15 protein-coding genes are annotated in these 13971 nt (G+C 63.8%); 13 read left to right on the plus strand and 2 right to left on the minus strand.

Translation table 11 applies throughout. The features are described 5' to 3' along the window. Window positions 1-12: 12 nt before the first annotated feature. The 6 genes from ispF to rpoS all read left to right on the plus strand — a co-directional run bounded on the left by ispF (window position 13) and on the right by rpoS (window position 5101). Window positions 13-486: a 2-C-methyl-D-erythritol 2,4-cyclodiphosphate synthase gene (gene ispF, locus ACODS5_RS13595; RefSeq protein WP_134689515.1), complete on the plus strand. Its 474-nt coding sequence runs from the start codon at window positions 13-15 to the stop codon at window positions 484-486. Continuing rightward, window positions 483-1541, plus strand: coding sequence for a tRNA pseudouridine(13) synthase TruD (gene truD, locus ACODS5_RS13600; RefSeq protein ID WP_489108917.1), 1059 nt, complete (start codon window positions 483-485; stop codon window positions 1539-1541). The genes ispF and truD overlap by 4 nt, the downstream gene beginning before the upstream one ends. Beyond that, a complete protein-coding gene (surE, locus tag ACODS5_RS13605) occupies window positions 1529-2278 on the plus strand; it encodes a 5'/3'-nucleotidase SurE (protein ID WP_134689513.1) in 750 nt (249 codons plus the stop codon). The genes truD and surE overlap by 13 nt, the downstream gene beginning before the upstream one ends. A gap of 38 nt (window positions 2279-2316) precedes the next feature. Continuing rightward, window positions 2317-2955 (plus strand): protein-L-isoaspartate(D-aspartate) O-methyltransferase, encoded by a 639-nt coding sequence (locus tag ACODS5_RS13610; protein ID WP_217854058.1) that lies wholly within the window; start codon window positions 2317-2319, stop codon window positions 2953-2955. 178 nt (window positions 2956-3133) lie between these two features. After that, window positions 3134-3988 carry a peptidoglycan DD-metalloendopeptidase family protein gene (locus ACODS5_RS13615; protein WP_134689511.1) on the plus strand — a complete coding sequence of 285 codons (855 nt, stop codon included), beginning with the start codon at window positions 3134-3136 and terminating at the stop codon, window positions 3986-3988. Window positions 3989-4093: 105 nt separating this feature from the next. Next, window positions 4094-5101 (plus strand): RNA polymerase sigma factor RpoS, encoded by a 1008-nt coding sequence (gene rpoS / locus ACODS5_RS13620; RefSeq protein ID WP_011535249.1) that lies wholly within the window; start codon window positions 4094-4096, stop codon window positions 5099-5101. A 547-nt stretch (window positions 5102-5648) separates the two neighbouring features. On the opposite strand, the gene fdxA is transcribed toward rpoS, so the two are convergent. Next, entirely contained in the window at window positions 5649-5972 is a 324-nt protein-coding gene (fdxA, locus tag ACODS5_RS13625) for a ferredoxin FdxA (RefSeq protein WP_134689510.1), read from the minus strand. A 139-nt stretch (window positions 5973-6111) separates the two neighbouring features. Then, on the minus strand, window positions 6112-8694 hold the full coding sequence (gene mutS, locus ACODS5_RS13630) for a DNA mismatch repair protein MutS (RefSeq protein WP_134689509.1): 2583 nt from the start codon (window positions 8692-8694) through the stop codon (window positions 6112-6114). Between the two features lie 204 nt (window positions 8695-8898). Here mutS and ACODS5_RS13635 point away from each other — a divergent pair, with 204 nt between their 5' ends. The 7 genes from ACODS5_RS13635 (at window position 8899) to ACODS5_RS13665 (ending at window position 13886) form a co-directional block, all read left to right on the plus strand. Then, a complete protein-coding gene (locus ACODS5_RS13635) occupies window positions 8899-9645 on the plus strand; it encodes a LexA family transcriptional regulator (RefSeq protein ID WP_134689508.1) in 747 nt (248 codons plus the stop codon). Between the two features lie 465 nt (window positions 9646-10110). Then, window positions 10111-10467, plus strand: coding sequence for a phage holin family protein (locus ACODS5_RS13640; protein WP_134689507.1), 357 nt, complete (start codon window positions 10111-10113; stop codon window positions 10465-10467). Window positions 10468-10483: 16 nt separating this feature from the next. After that, window positions 10484-10672: a Com family DNA-binding transcriptional regulator gene (locus ACODS5_RS13645; protein WP_134689506.1), complete on the plus strand. Its 189-nt coding sequence runs from the start codon at window positions 10484-10486 to the stop codon at window positions 10670-10672. 11 nt (window positions 10673-10683) lie between these two features. Further along, on the plus strand, window positions 10684-11514 hold the full coding sequence (locus ACODS5_RS13650; protein WP_134689505.1) for a putidacin L1 family lectin-like bacteriocin: 831 nt from the start codon (window positions 10684-10686) through the stop codon (window positions 11512-11514). 62 nt (window positions 11515-11576) lie between these two features. Next, on the plus strand, window positions 11577-12074 hold the full coding sequence (locus ACODS5_RS13655) for a hypothetical protein (protein ID WP_134689504.1): 498 nt from the start codon (window positions 11577-11579) through the stop codon (window positions 12072-12074). After that, entirely contained in the window at window positions 12071-12631 is a 561-nt protein-coding gene (locus ACODS5_RS13660) for a phage baseplate assembly protein V (protein WP_134689503.1), read from the plus strand. The genes ACODS5_RS13655 and ACODS5_RS13660 overlap by 4 nt, the downstream gene beginning before the upstream one ends. A gap of 106 nt (window positions 12632-12737) precedes the next feature. Then, on the plus strand, window positions 12738-13886 hold the full coding sequence (locus tag ACODS5_RS13665) for a lysozyme family protein (RefSeq protein ID WP_489108918.1): 1149 nt from the start codon (window positions 12738-12740) through the stop codon (window positions 13884-13886). The last annotated feature ends 85 nt before the right edge of the window (window positions 13887-13971 follow it).

The raw sequence follows: 13971 nt of genomic DNA on the forward strand, positions 1-13971 counted from the left end.
GGGCGTTCTTCTATGCGTATTGGCCACGGCTACGATGTCCATCGTTTCTGCGACGGTGATTTCATTACCCTGGGCGGGGTGCGTATCCCCCATAAATACGGCCTGCTGGCCCATTCCGACGGCGACGTGCTGCTGCATGCGGTGAGCGATGCCCTGCTGGGCGCCGCGGCGCTGGGCGATATCGGCAAGCATTTCCCCGACACCGACGCGCGCTTCAAGGGCATCGACAGCCGCGAGCTGCTGCGCCATGTGGTGCGCATCGTCGGTGAAAAGGGCTGGAGGGTCGGCAACATCGACGCCACCATCATCGCCCAGGCCCCACGCATGGCGCCGCATATCGAAACCATGCGCCAGTACCTCGCCGGCGACCTGCAGGTCGAACTCGACCAGGTCAACGTCAAGGCTACCACTGAGGAAAAGCTGGGCTTCACCGGCCGTGAGGAGGGCATTGCCGTGCACGCGGTCGCCCTGCTGCTGCGCGCATGAACGACCTGCAACTGCTGGGGCCACGGGCCTCGGGCGAAGCGTTGGGCACTGCGGTGCTCAAGGCCGTGGCCGATGATTTCCAGGTCGACGAAGTGCTCGACATCCCGCTGTCCGGCCAGGGCGAGCACCTGTGGCTGTGGGTCGAGAAGCGCGACCTCAACACCGAGGAAGCGGCCCGACGCCTGGCCCGCGCTGCCGGTGTGCCGGTGCGTGCCATCAGCTACGCCGGGCTCAAGGACCGCCAGGCCCTGACCCGCCAGTGGTTCAGCCTGCACCTGCCGGGCAAGGCCGACCCGGACCTGTCCCGGGCCGAGGACGATACCCTGCGCGTGCTCAAGCAGGTGCGCCACCAGCGCAAGCTGCAACGCGGCGCCCATTCGGCCAACGGCTTCACCCTGCGCCTGACTGCGCTGCAAGCCGATCATGCGGCCATCGACGCCCGTCTTGAGCACCTTAAACAGCACGGTGTGCCGAACTACTTCGGCGCCCAGCGCTTCGGCCATGCCGGCGGCAACGTGCACGACGCCCAGGGCTGGGCCGCGCGCCAGGCATTGCCCGAGCAGCGCAACGTCCGTTCGCGGCTGTTGTCCGCCGGGCGCAGCTACCTGTTCAACCAGGTGCTGGCCGAGCGTGTCGCCGACGGTAGTTGGCAGCGCGCCCAGGTCGGCGACCTGTTGGCCTTCACCGACAAGCGCAGCTTCTTCGTGGCCGGTGAGGCCGAATGCAACGATCCACGCCTGGCCATTCTCGACCTGCACCCGACCGGGCCGCTGTGGGGCGCGGGCGCGGCACCTAGCCAGGGCGCGGCCCTGGCGCTCGAATCCGCGGTCGCCGCGCGCCATCCAGCGCTGTGCGATTGGCTGGCGCGAGCGGGCATGGATCACGAACGGCGCATCCTGCGGCTCCCTATTGGGCGGCTGACGTGGCATTATCCCGAGCCTGATATCCTGCAACTGGAATTCGTCCTTCCGGCCGGATGCTTCGCCACCGTGGTGGTGCGCGAACTCGTCGATCTGGTGCCGGCAGGGCAGACGGACAGCCCATGCGTATTCTGATTTCGAATGACGACGGTGTTACCGCGCCCGGCCTCGCCGCGCTGCATGCTGCGCTGGCGGACTACGCCGAGTGCGTGGTGATTGCCCCGGATCAAGACAAGAGCGGCGCCAGCAGTTCGCTGACGCTGGACCGGCCGCTGCACCCGCAGACCCTGGCCAACGGCTTCATCAGCCTCAATGGCACGCCGACCGACTGCGTGCATCTGGGACTCAACGGCCTGCTGCCGGAAACCCCCGACATGGTGGTGTCCGGCATCAACCTGGGAGCCAACCTGGGGGACGACGTGCTGTATTCGGGCACGGTGGCTGCGGCGTTAGAGGGGCGCTTCCTCGGTGGCACCTCGCTGGCCTTCTCGCTGCTGTCGCGCCTGCCCGACAACCTGCCGACTGCCGCCTACATCGCCCGGCGCCTGGTCGAGGCGCAGTCGCGCCTGGAGTTGCCGCCGCGCACCGTGCTCAACGTCAATATTCCCAACCTGCCGCTGGAGCATATCCGTGGCATCCAGCTTACCCGTCTGGGGCACCGCGCCCGGGCTGCGGCCCCAACCAAGGTGGTCAACCCGCGGGGCAAGGAAGGCTACTGGATCGCCGTGGCCGGCGATGCCGAGGACGGCGGCCCGGGCACCGACTTCCATGCGGTGATGCAAGGCTACGTGTCGATCACACCATTGCAGCTGGACCGCACCTTCAACGACGCCTTCGAGCGTTTCGAGGGCTGGCTGGAGGGCGTGCTCTGATGCGCGAGCAGGACGATCTGATGCGGCGCGGGATCGGCATGACCTCCCAGCGCACCCGTGAGCGGTTGATCCAGCGCTTGTACGAGGAGGGCGTGTCCAACGCTAAAGTGCTCGAGGCCATTCGCCGCACCCCGCGCCACCTGTTCGTCGACGAGGCCCTGGCTCATCGCGCCTACGAAGACACCGCGCTGCCGATCGGCCACAACCAGACCATCTCCCAGCCGTTCATGGTCGCGCACATGAGCGAACTGCTGCTGGAGGCCGGGCCCCTGGACAAGGTGCTGGAGATCGGCACCGGCTCGGGCTACCAGACGGCGATCCTCGCCCAGCTGGTGGAACGGGTGTTCTCGGTGGAACGGATCAAGGTCCTGCAGGACCGGGCCAAGGAACGCCTGGTCGAGCTCAACCTGCGCAACGTGGTGTTCCGCTGGGGCGATGGTTGTGAAGGCTGGCCGGCGCTGGCGCCTTATAACGGCATCATCGTCACCGCCGTGGCGCCGGAAGTCCCCCAGGCCCTGCTCGACCAGTTGGCCCCCGGTGGGCGCATGGTGATCCCGGTGGGCCCGGCGGGGGAGGCCCAGCAGTTGATGCTGATCGTGCGCGAGGAGCATGGTTTCTCGCGCCGTGTGCTCGGGGCGGTACGCTTCGTGCCGCTGCTCAACGGCCCGCTGGCCTGAGCGACCTCGGAATATTTGCACGCGCGACGAATTACTGCGCGCCGGCCCTGTCTATCTGGCGTGGCCACCGCCGAGCGTCGGTCCAACTGCGAGCCACCCCTGGGGCGCAGGCTCGGTTATAATTGAAACAATATTGCATTTCGTATCGTCGTATTCAGGCACCATGAGGGGAGCGCGGGTGGGTCACACAGTCATGCGGCAGCGCAAGGATCGGTCGGGGTTGAAGCTTCTGGTGCTGGCGCTGGCCATGGGGACCTTGCTGGCCGGCTGTTCCAGCACCGGCTCGAACGGCGCGCGCGTGGTCGACCGCAACAACGCGGCGCCCAAGCGCCCGACCGTCACCTCGGGGCAGTACATCGTCAAGCCGGGCGACACCTTGTTCTCCATCGCCTTCCGCTATGGCTGGGACTACAAGGAGCTGGCGGCGCGCAACAACATCGCCGCGCCCTACACCATCCGCCCCGGCCAGCCGATTCGTTTCAGCAGCGGCGCGGGGGGCAGCACCACGGTCGTCAGCAGCCCTTCGTCGTCGAGCAAGACCACGGTCATCCGCCGTCCGGTCGGTACTCCACCGCCGTCCGCAGGTAAGGGCAAAAGTGCCACGCCTGCCTCTTCCAGCGCCTCGCAAACGGTTGCTCAGGTGCCCGCCGCAGAGCGTGCCGTCGGCGGTTGGACATGGCCGGCGAACGGCGTGTTGATTGGAAAATTCGCTTCAAACGGTAGTTTGAATAAAGGCATTGATATCGCCGGTGATTTGGGACAGCCTGTTTTTGCTGCGTCTGATGGAGCGGTGGTCTACGCCGGCAGTGGCTTGAGGGGCTATGGCGAGCTCATCATCATCAAACACAGCGATACCTACGTCAGTGCCTACGGCCACAACCGCAGGCTTTTGGTTCGGGAGGGGCAGCAGGTCAAGGCAGGGCAGACGATCGCAGAAATGGGGTCCACGGGCACTGATCGGGTGAAGCTGCATTTCGAGATTCGCCGCCAGGGCAAACCCGTCGACCCACTCCAGTTCCTGCCACGCCGTTGATCAATGTCCCGGCCTGTTCCTTGGATGTAGAGGGGACAGGCTCCAGCGCTGCCATGGAAGGGTGACGCTCGAGTCTGAGTTCGAACTCAGCAAAGGACTATAACAATGGCTCTCAGTAAAGAAGTGCCGGAGTTTGACATCGACGATGACCTCCTACTGATGGAGACGGGCATCGTTTTGGAAACGGATGTGGTGTCAGACGAACCTGCTGTACCTTCGGTTCGGACCAAGTCGAAACAGGGCGCATCGCTCAAGCAGCACAAGTACATCGATTACAGCCGGGCGCTCGACGCCACGCAGCTGTATCTCAACGAAATCGGCTTTTCGCCTCTGCTCTCGCCAGAGGAAGAAGTGCATTTCGCGCGTCTCTCGCAAAAAGGCGACCCTGCCGGTCGCAAGCGCATGATCGAAAGCAACCTGCGCCTGGTGGTCAAGATCGCCCGCCGCTACGTCAACCGTGGTCTGTCGTTGCTCGACCTGATCGAGGAAGGCAACCTGGGCCTGATTCGCGCGGTGGAGAAGTTCGACCCTGAACGTGGCTTCCGCTTCTCGACCTATGCGACCTGGTGGATCCGCCAGACCATCGAGCGGGCGATCATGAACCAGACCCGCACCATCCGCCTACCCATCCATGTGGTCAAGGAGCTCAACGTCTACCTGCGTGCCGCGCGGGAGCTGACGCAAAAGCTCGACCACGAGCCGTCGCCGGAAGAAATCGCCAGCCTGCTGGAAAAACCGGTGGCCGAGGTCAAGCGCATGCTCGGCCTTAACGAACGGGTGTCGTCGGTGGATGTCTCGCTCGGCCCGGACTCGGACAAGACCCTGCTCGACACCCTGACCGATGACCGCCCCACCGACCCGTGCGAGCTGCTGCAGGACGACGACCTGTCGCAGAGCATCGATCAGTGGCTGGGCGAGCTGACCGACAAGCAACGCGAGGTGGTGGTGCGCCGCTTTGGCCTGCGTGGGCATGAGAGCAGCACTCTGGAAGATGTGGGGCTGGAGATCGGCCTGACCCGTGAGCGGGTGCGGCAGATCCAGGTCGAAGGCCTCAAGCGCTTGCGCGAGATCCTCGAGAAGAATGGGCTGTCCAGCGAGTCGTTGTTTCAGTAGCCGCTGAGCCAGGTACGGCAAACGCCCCGACTTGTTCGGGGCGTTTGCGTTCTGGCCGCGGTACGTTGCCTGGTTTGCCAGCAATAAGGTGTTGCAGGCGCCAGCCTTGCTGGCGAACACTACGGCCAACCCGCCTGAATATTCATTTAGCCACCCTGGCAACAACGTGTGTAAGTATTTGCTTACCAGGTGCGTAAGCCATTGCTGTAGGGATCAGTAAATCAATGTCGTTTTCAATGGTTAATTTTTCATAACTAATTGAAAATTAATGATTTTTTTGATGTTTGAAAATGTATCGCCGGAATCATCCTGACAAACTCGACGCTTGTTCCCTGCCGAGGAATCGCTAGTATCTGAACTGTGTCTACGGACTGACACAGGCTTTCAAGGATGACGGCCAAGGACATCGCGGGACGCGATTCATCAGGACGATGTTTGGGACAAACAGGGACTACGGAAAAAATGTGGGCGGGTCAAACCGCCCCTTTTTTTTGCCTGCAGAAAATGAAAAAAGGCCCTTGCGGGCCTTTTTTGTATCCGGGCGCGCTCAGCGCTGCAGATCGGCGATCTTGCCAGTTTTGCCATCCCACTCTTCGGCGTCCGGCAGGGCGTCTTTCTTCTCGGTGATGTTCGGCCAGATTTCCGCGAGCTCGGCGTTCAGCTCGATGAACTCCTGCATGTCAGCCGGCACTTCGTCTTCCGAGAAAATGGCCTGGGCTGGGCATTCCGGCTCGCACAGTGCACAGTCGATGCACTCATCCGGGTGGATCACCAGGAAGTTCGGGCCTTCGTAGAAGCAGTCCACCGGACAGACTTCCACGCAGTCGGTGTACTTGCATTTGATGCAGTTGTCGGTGACGACGAAGGTCATTTCTAATTCTCTCCTCAGGCGACGGCAGCTTGCCCTTCCTTCCAGGGCAGCGCGGTTCACGGTGGTGGCTGCAGGCCAGGCTAATAACCCGCAGCACTCGCAAACCGCGCCGGATTCTACCAGCTTGCGCGGTGGACCGTTATAACAGGTTTTTCAGTTGATATAGCGTTTCGATAGCTTGGCGCGGCGTCATGTCGTCCAGGTCCAGCTTGCCCAGCTTCTCGATGGCTGGATGCGGCAGGCTGGCGAACAGGTCGCTTTGGTGCGGCACGTGAGGCGCGTTCTTGCTGGCGCTGTCGTTGCGGACGACGGGCGCCTCGTGGGGCAGGCTGGCGGTTTCCAGCCGGCCCAGGTGTTCGCGGGCACGCTGGATCACCACCGCGGGTACCCCCGCCAGTTGCGCCACCGCCAGGCCGTAGCTCTGGCTGGCTGGCCCTGGCAGCACATGGTGGAGGAACACGATGCGTTCGTTGTGCTCGGTGGCGTTCAGGTGCACGTTGGCCACCAGCGGCTCACTTTCGGGCAGCACGGTCAGCTCGAAGTAGTGGGTGGCGAACAGCGTGTAGGCGCGCAGCTGGGCCAGGCGCTCGGCGGCGGCCCAGGCCAGCGACAGGCCGTCGAAGGTACTGGTGCCGCGGCCCACTTCGTCCATCAGCACCAGGCTGCGGTCGGTGGCGTTGTGCAGGATATTGGCGGTTTCGCTCATCTCGACCATGAAGGTCGAGCGCCCGCCGGCCAGGTCATCGCTGGAGCCGATACGGGTGAAAATGCGGTCGACCGGCGACAGCTCGCAGCGCGCGGCAGGCACGTAGCTGCCGATATGCGCCATCAGCACGATCAGGGCGGTTTGGCGCATGTAGGTGGATTTACCGCCCATGTTCGGGCCGGTGATGATCAGCATCCGGGTGCTGTCGTCCAGGCCCAGGTCGTTGGCCACGAACGGCGTGGTCAGTACCTGCTCGACCACCGGATGGCGGCCCTGCTCGATGCGCATGCAGGGTTCGTCGACGAAGCTTGGGCAGTTCAGGTCCAGGTTCAGCGCGCGTTCGGCCAGGTTGCTCAGCACGTCCAGCTCGGCCAGGGCCGCGGCGCTATCCTGAAGCGGCGCCAGGTGGCCGATGAGGGTCTCGAGCAGCGCCTCGTAGAGCATCTTCTCGCGGCTCAGCGCGCGGCTCTTGGCCGACAGCGCCTTGTCCTCGAAGGCCTTGAGCTCGGGGGTGATGAAGCGCTCGGCGCCCTTGAGCGTCTGCCGGCGGATGTAGTCGGCCGGTGCCTGCTCGGCTTGCTTGGTGGGCAGCTCGATGAAGTAGCCGTGCACGCGGTTGTAGCCGACCTTGAGATTGGCCAGGCCGGTGCGGGCTTTTTCGCGGGCTTCCAGGTCAATCAGGAACTGCCCGGCGTTCTCGCTCATGGCCAGTAGCTCGTCCAGCTCGCTGTCGTAGCCGGTCTTGAGCACGCCGCCGTCGCGGATCACCGCAGGCGGGTTGTCGATGATCGCCCGCTCGAGCAGGCCGGCCAGCTCCGGGTAGGTGCCGGTGATGGCGGCCAGGCGCGCCAGGTGCGGGGCTTCCAGCTCGGCCATGGCGTTCTGCAGCTCGGGCAGGGCGCCCAGGGCGTCGCGCAGGCGTGCCAGGTCGCGCGGACGGGCGTTGCGCAGGCCAATGCGCGCCAGGATCCGCTCGATATCGCCGATTTCCTTGAGCTGGGGCTGCAGCTTCTCGAAGCGGTAGCCGTCCAGCAGGCAGCGGATCGAGTCCTGGCGTGCCTTGAGCACCTTGAGGTCGCGCAGTGGGCGGTTCAACCAGCGGGTCAGCAGGCGGCTGGCCATGGCGGTCTGGCAGCGGTCGATCACCGATTGCAGGGTGTTGTCGCGACCACCGGCCAGGTTGATGTCCAGCTCCAGGTTGCGGCGGCTGGCGGCATCGAGGATGACCGTGTCGTCCATGCGCTCGTGACGCAGGCTGCGCAGGTGGGGCAGGGCGGTCCGCTGGGTTTCCTTGGCGTAGGTCAGCAGGCAGCCGGCCGCGCCGATGGCCAGGGTCAGCTTGTCGCAGCCGAAGCCCTTGAGGTCCTGGGTGGCGAATTGCTGGCAGAGGCTCTTGCGCGCCGAATCACGATCGAAATCCCAGGGCGCGCGACGCCGGGCGCCGGCGCGCTTCTCCGCGGGCAGCCCCTGCGGCCAGTCGTCGGGGATCAGCAGTTCCACCGGGTTGATGCGCTCGAGTTCGGCCAGCAGGTTCTCCCAACCCTTGATCTCCTGCACGGTGAAGTTGCCGCTGGTGATGTCCAGCACGGCCAAGCCGAACAGGCGCTCGTCACCGAGCAGGGCGGCGATCAGGTTGTCGCGGCGTTCATCGAGCAACGCCTCGTCGCTGACCGTGCCGGGGGTGATGATACGCACCACCTGGCGCTCCACCGGGCCCTTGCTGGTGGCCGGGTCGCCGATCTGTTCGCAGATCACCACCGATTCGCCGAGCTTGACCAGCTTGGCCAGGTAGCCCTCCAGCGAATGGAATGGAATCCCGCACATGGGGATCGACTGGCCCGCCGACTGCCCACGGGCGGTCAGGGTGATATCCAGCAGTTTCGCGGCCTTCTTCGCATCTTCGTAGAAGATCTCGTAGAAGTCGCCCATGCGGTAGAACATCAGCTGGTCCGGGTGCTGGTTCTTCAGCTTCCAGTACTGCTGCATCATCGGGGTGTGTGCGGAGAGATCAGACATTCAGGGCCTTACAGCGGGTGATCTGGTGGCGAAATTCGAAACCGCTCATGGTACAGGCTTTTTCCCCCCGACGCAGGTCGAATGGGCAGGGCAAATCCACGCAGGTATTTGGCGGCAGAGCGGCGGCGTGCTGGCCTGCAACCAGCCAGGTCGTTCACGCGGGGACCATGCAAGGCATTGCATTTAGTCTGTCGGGGTTGCATTATGCACGCTATGCAAAAACGCAACGTAGCCTCCGTACTCAGAGCACTGCTCGACCGCCACGGCCTGTCCCCGACAGAGCTGCACCGGCGCACGGGCGTCCCCCAATCCACCCTGTCGCGCATCCTCAGCGAGAAGATCGTCGACCCTTCCGACAAGCATGTGTCGAAGATCGCCGAGTATTTCGGCGTGAGCACCGATCAGCTGCGCGGGCGTGCCGAGCTTGGCGAGTCGCGTGAAGCGGCTGCCGCCAACCAGGGCCACGCTGCGCTGAGCGATATCAGTTTGTGGGACGATGAAACACCCGTCGAGGACGACGAGGTGTCCGTTCCTTTTCTCCGTGAGGTCGAGTTGGCAGCAGGATCAGGAAGATTCGTCATCGAAGAAAGCGAAAACGCGCGCCTGCGGTTTGGCAAGCGCAGCCTGCGCCACAACGGGGTGCAGTTCGACCACGCCAAGTGCGTGACGGTGCGTGGCAACAGCATGCTGCCGGTATTGCGCGATGGCGCCACGGTTGGCGTCAACACCGGCAAATGCACAATCGGTGACATCATCGATGGTGACCTCTATGCCATCAATCACAATGGCCAACTGCGGGTGAAACAGGTGTATCGCCTGCCTACCGGTATCCGTCTGCGCAGCTTCAATCGTGACGAGCACCCCGACGAGGACTACAGCTTCCAGCAGATGCAGGAAGAGCAAATCAGCCTGTTGGGCCACGTCTTCTGGTGGGGCATGTACGCCCGCTGACCTTCCCTCGAACCCGAGAAACCCGCCCAGGCGGGTTTTTTTTCGGCCTCAGAAAAGCCCTACAGCCCACATCCGAAAAGGCCCTCATGCATTTCGGCAAATGCCTGTGCATAAATATTTCCATAAACGCATTGACTGCATATGCATGAATGCATATCCTGTGTCTCAAGCCGGTCAGCAACCGGTTGTTACACAGGCAGCGATGAACAGGCCTCGACTGTTCAGAGGGTTGGCAACTGGCCCGGGTGTGCAGCGTAAAGCACCACGATCAGTTATCCGGCGGGCAGGCGGCCGCGGTCGGAGTCACCAATTTGCAGCGCAACCGCACGGCGTCACCAGTCGTGGCCGGCGGTACCCACGCGCATTACTGAAAAGCCTGCGCGGCGGGCTTTTTGGAATGCCGAAATCCCCCAAGACAGGCCTGCTGGCATTTCGCCGGGCGGGCATCACACAGGAGACACGACAGTGACGAACGAGCAACAGACGTTGCTGGAGATGCCGCTTTGGCTGGTGATTGTCCTGGCTTTGCTGGGCGGTCTGAGCGGCGAGATGTGGCGGGCCGACAAGGCCGGCGCCCGTGGCTGGTCGCTGCTCAGGCGGTTGGCGTTGCGTTCGGGGGCCTGCATGGTCTGCGGCGTCTCCACGGTCATGCTGCTGTACGCCAGCGGCATGTCGATCTGGAGCGCCAGCGCCTTTGGCTGCCTTACCGCCATGGCCGGCGCCGATGTCGCCATCGGCCTCTACGAGCGCTGGGCGGCGCGGCGCCTGGGCCTGGGCGAGGCATGCGCGCCGACGCCCCAGGATGAAGAGTCAACGCGCTAACAAGGAAGAGAAGCGGATGTTCAACGAATTCCGTTGCGGTAAATGCAACCGCCTGCTGGCCCGCACTGGTGGGCCGGCGCTGCTGCAAATCAAGTGTCCGCGCTGCGCGACCCTCAACCACATGAAGGCCACGAGCCTCGATGGCCCGCCTGCGAGCGACCAAGACGCGGCCCAGAGCCCGCACACCCTTCAATCGATTCAATAAGGAGACGGACCATGGCCGGTCGTTCGCGTATTCCCTTCAACGGTGTCGGTACTTCGGTGCTGCCCGCCTACCAGACACTCCGCGCAGGCCAATACCTGCTTTCTCCCAACCAGCGCTTCAAGCTGCTACTACAGGGGGATGGCAACCTGGTGATCCAGGACAACGGTGCCACCGTGTGGGTGGCCAATGACAAGCAGCCGTTCAGCTCGACCATTCCCCTGCGCAACAAGAAAGCACCGCTAGCTTTCTACGTGCAATACGGCGCGTTCCTGGATGATTACTCGCGGCGCCGCGTGTGGCTGACCAACAACACCACCTTCACCAGTAACGACCAATGGAACCGCACCCACCTGGTGCTGCAGGACGACGGCAATATCGTGCTGGTCGATTCGCTGCCGTTGTGGAACGGCACCGGCGCGATCCCGCTGGTGCCGGGCGCGGTGGACTCGCTGCTGCTGGCCGCCGGTACCGAGCTGGCCCAGGGCGTGGTGTATGCCGCAGGCGCCAGCAAGCTGGCCTTCCAGGGCGACGGCAATGTCGTGGCCTATGGCCCGAACGGCGCCGCGACCTGGAACAGCGGCACCCAGGGCAAGGGCGCGATTCGCGCGGTGTTCCAGGGTGATGGCAACCTGGTGGTGTACGGCGCGGGCAACACGGTGCTGTGGCAGTCGGGTAGCGCAGGGCATCCCACTGCGGTGTTGCGTCTGCAGGCCAATGGCAGCCTCGCCATCCTCGAGGAAAAACCGGTGTGGGCCCGCTTCGGTTTCCAGCCGACCTACCGCCACATCCGCAAGATCAACCCGGACCAGAAGCCGATTGATATCTGGACCTGGCACTTCTGAGCCGCCTGCCGGGCCCTGGGTGGCCCGGCCTTGACCCCAACGACTGTTGAAGGAGCATCCTCATGAGCGAACTGGCCCAGTTGCAGGCGGCCGTCACCTCCACCTTGAAGACGGCGCTGCCAGCGCTGGCCACGGTCATTGCCGAGGGTGACGACAGTGGCCAGCCAGCCTTGCCGGCCCTGGTGCATGGCGTGTTGCGCATGCGTGGCGACGAGGCGCTGCGGGACGGGCGCTCACTCATGGTCGCGACCCTGCAGGCGCGCATCACGGCCCAGGGCACTGCCGCCCAGGCGCGGATGCACGCTGGCGAACTGGCGGCGCAAGTGATCGACCTGCTGCGCCACCAAGGGTGGGGGCTGGATTGCGTCGAAGGCGCCCGCAACATCCTCGCCGAAGCCGACGGTGCATCCTGGTGGGTGCAATGGGAGCAGCCGGTACTGCTGGGGCCAAGCCAATGGCACTGGCCGGACCAGCCACCGGGCAGCCTGATGCTTGGCTTTGCCCCGGATACCGGCCTTGGCAACCAGGACCATTACCGTGCACCGGAGGACCTGGCATGAGCTATGCCAGCGCCATGCACGACCGCATGCTGGCCTGCCTGGTGATTCCCTGCCGGGTGGTGGCCGTGGACCTGGTCGCCGCTCGCGTGCGGGTCGCCGACGGTGGCGGCTGGACCAGCGCCTGGTTGCGCTGGCATGCCCTGGCCGCCGGTAAGGCGCGCCACTGGCGAGCCCCGAGCCTGGACGAGCAGGGCGTGCTGGTCAGCCCCAGTGGCGAGCCGGCCCAGGGCACCTTCGTGCCGGGCCTGTACGGCAATGCTGGGCCCGCGCCGGACAACCGCGAGCATGTAGAGGTCTGGCGTTTCGAAGACGGCGGCTCGTTGGTCTACGACTGGCAAGCCAAGCGCTACGACATCCAACTGCCCAGCGGTAGCGCGACGGTCAAGGTCGGTGGCAGCACCCTGGTGGTCAGCGACAACGCCATCACCCTGGACGCCGCCTCGATCACCCTTACTGGCCAGGTAGCCATCAACGGCCCATTGACGGTCAGTGGCGACATCAACGGCGGTGGCCGGATCATCGATACCGCCGGCAACACCGCCAATCACAAGCACTGATACAAGCCAACGGCAACGACATCGGCCTCGAGCCGAATCCTGATCGCCTTCGAGCGGCTTTGTCGCACGCGCCTGCGTGCGTTCATTTCGTTCTGAGGGACATGCCATGCAATTGATTGCCAAACCCGTGCGCAGCACTGACGAGAATATCTGTGGAGCAGCGTTTTCCTACACCGGTACGCCTTCGGGCGTACAGGTTGAACAAGCGAGTCAACAACTGACGTTCGCTGCCTTCGAGGATGCAGATTATCCGAGCAGCATCAGCGGCGTATTTGCGCTGGGGCCGCGGGTTGCGAGCGCGATGATTCAAATCGACGCTCGTGTGTCTGTCAGCTTCAATGCCTATGCGTTAGCCGGCTCCAGCGGGGTCGATAGCGATAATGCGCAGGTCTCGATGGTGATGCTTGCAGGTGCCCAGCCGATTTTCACCAAAAGCTATTTCCTGCGTGATCAGGACGCCTCGGGTGCCTTGATCGATACCCGCGAGAGTGGACGCTACAGCGTGGCGGGGTTCGCCATTACGATGCCAACCCGGATGGGCGCCACCTACAGCGCCACACTCAGCAAGCCTGGCACACAGGGCCAGCATATCGACCTGTCGCTGAACGTACCGATTACCGGTGCTGGCTCGGCCAAGGCCACGGCGCGGATCGATTTCCCGTTGGAGGACAAGGCGGCGGGCTTCACCACGGGTGAGTTGCAGGCTCTGTTGCCTGAGCTCAAACAGCATGAGGGCGAGAAGGACTTCATGTACGTGGACTCCGAAGGGCATGTGACCACGGGTGTCGGCTTCCTTTTGGCGAACGAGGACGCCGCCGTCGCTTATCCGTTCGTCGACCTGGACGATGTGCCGGCGACCGAGCAACAGAAGCGCGAAGAGTGGCGACTTATCGCGTCAAAATATGACCCCGCCCACAAACACGGTGCCGACTGGTATGAGGATTACACCAACCTCTATCTGCAGCCCGAATTCATCGACCAGAAGCTTCGCGAGCTGGTGGACGCAGATTTCCACGGCCTGAGCCAGGACTTCCCAGGGTTCGCCGGTTTCCCTTCGGCGGCGCGAATGGCGCTGCAGGACATGCGTTTCAATCTGGGCGCAAGTGGGCTGGTTAACAAGTTCCCGCGCCTGATGGCCGCGATCGAACGTCGCGACTGGCGCGCGGCCGCCGCCGAATCCCATCGCAGCAGCATCAGCGAACTGCGCAACAACTACGTGCGCGACCTCTTTCTCCGCGCGGCCGAATCGCAATAGCAGGGTCATCGGGTTCAGGCCGTCATGGCGCCGTCGTCTGCAACCTCAGGCCGCGACGGCTCAATCTCATCAAGGAAAACACTAT

The sequence above is a fragment of the Pseudomonas sp. FG47 genome, assembly GCF_057809115.1.

Excerpts from the sequence above, each read along its gene's own strand:
- ACODS5_RS13665 (WP_489108918.1), top strand. The coding sequence starts at position 12,738 with ATGCAATTGATTGCCAAACCCGTGCGCAGCACTGACGAGAATATCTGT.
- rpoS (WP_011535249.1), top strand. The coding sequence starts at position 4,094 with ATGGCTCTCAGTAAAGAAGTGCCGGAGTTTGACATCGACGATGACCTC.
- surE (WP_134689513.1), top strand. The coding sequence starts at position 1,529 with ATGCGTATTCTGATTTCGAATGACGACGGTGTTACCGCGCCCGGCCTC.
- ACODS5_RS13650 (WP_134689505.1), top strand. The coding sequence starts at position 10,684 with ATGGCCGGTCGTTCGCGTATTCCCTTCAACGGTGTCGGTACTTCGGTG.
- fdxA (WP_134689510.1), bottom strand. The coding sequence starts at position 5,972 with ATGACCTTCGTCGTCACCGACAACTGCATCAAATGCAAGTACACCGAC.
- truD (WP_489108917.1), top strand. The coding sequence starts at position 483 with ATGAACGACCTGCAACTGCTGGGGCCACGGGCCTCGGGCGAAGCGTTG.
- ispF (WP_134689515.1), top strand. The coding sequence starts at position 13 with ATGCGTATTGGCCACGGCTACGATGTCCATCGTTTCTGCGACGGTGAT.
- ACODS5_RS13610 (WP_217854058.1), top strand. The coding sequence starts at position 2,317 with ATGACCTCCCAGCGCACCCGTGAGCGGTTGATCCAGCGCTTGTACGAG.
- ACODS5_RS13655 (WP_134689504.1), top strand. The coding sequence starts at position 11,577 with ATGAGCGAACTGGCCCAGTTGCAGGCGGCCGTCACCTCCACCTTGAAG.
- ACODS5_RS13645 (WP_134689506.1), top strand. The coding sequence starts at position 10,484 with ATGTTCAACGAATTCCGTTGCGGTAAATGCAACCGCCTGCTGGCCCGC.
- ACODS5_RS13660 (WP_134689503.1), top strand. The coding sequence starts at position 12,071 with ATGAGCTATGCCAGCGCCATGCACGACCGCATGCTGGCCTGCCTGGTG.
- mutS (WP_134689509.1), bottom strand. The coding sequence starts at position 8,694 with ATGTCTGATCTCTCCGCACACACCCCGATGATGCAGCAGTACTGGAAG.
- ACODS5_RS13635 (WP_134689508.1), top strand. The coding sequence starts at position 8,899 with ATGCACGCTATGCAAAAACGCAACGTAGCCTCCGTACTCAGAGCACTG.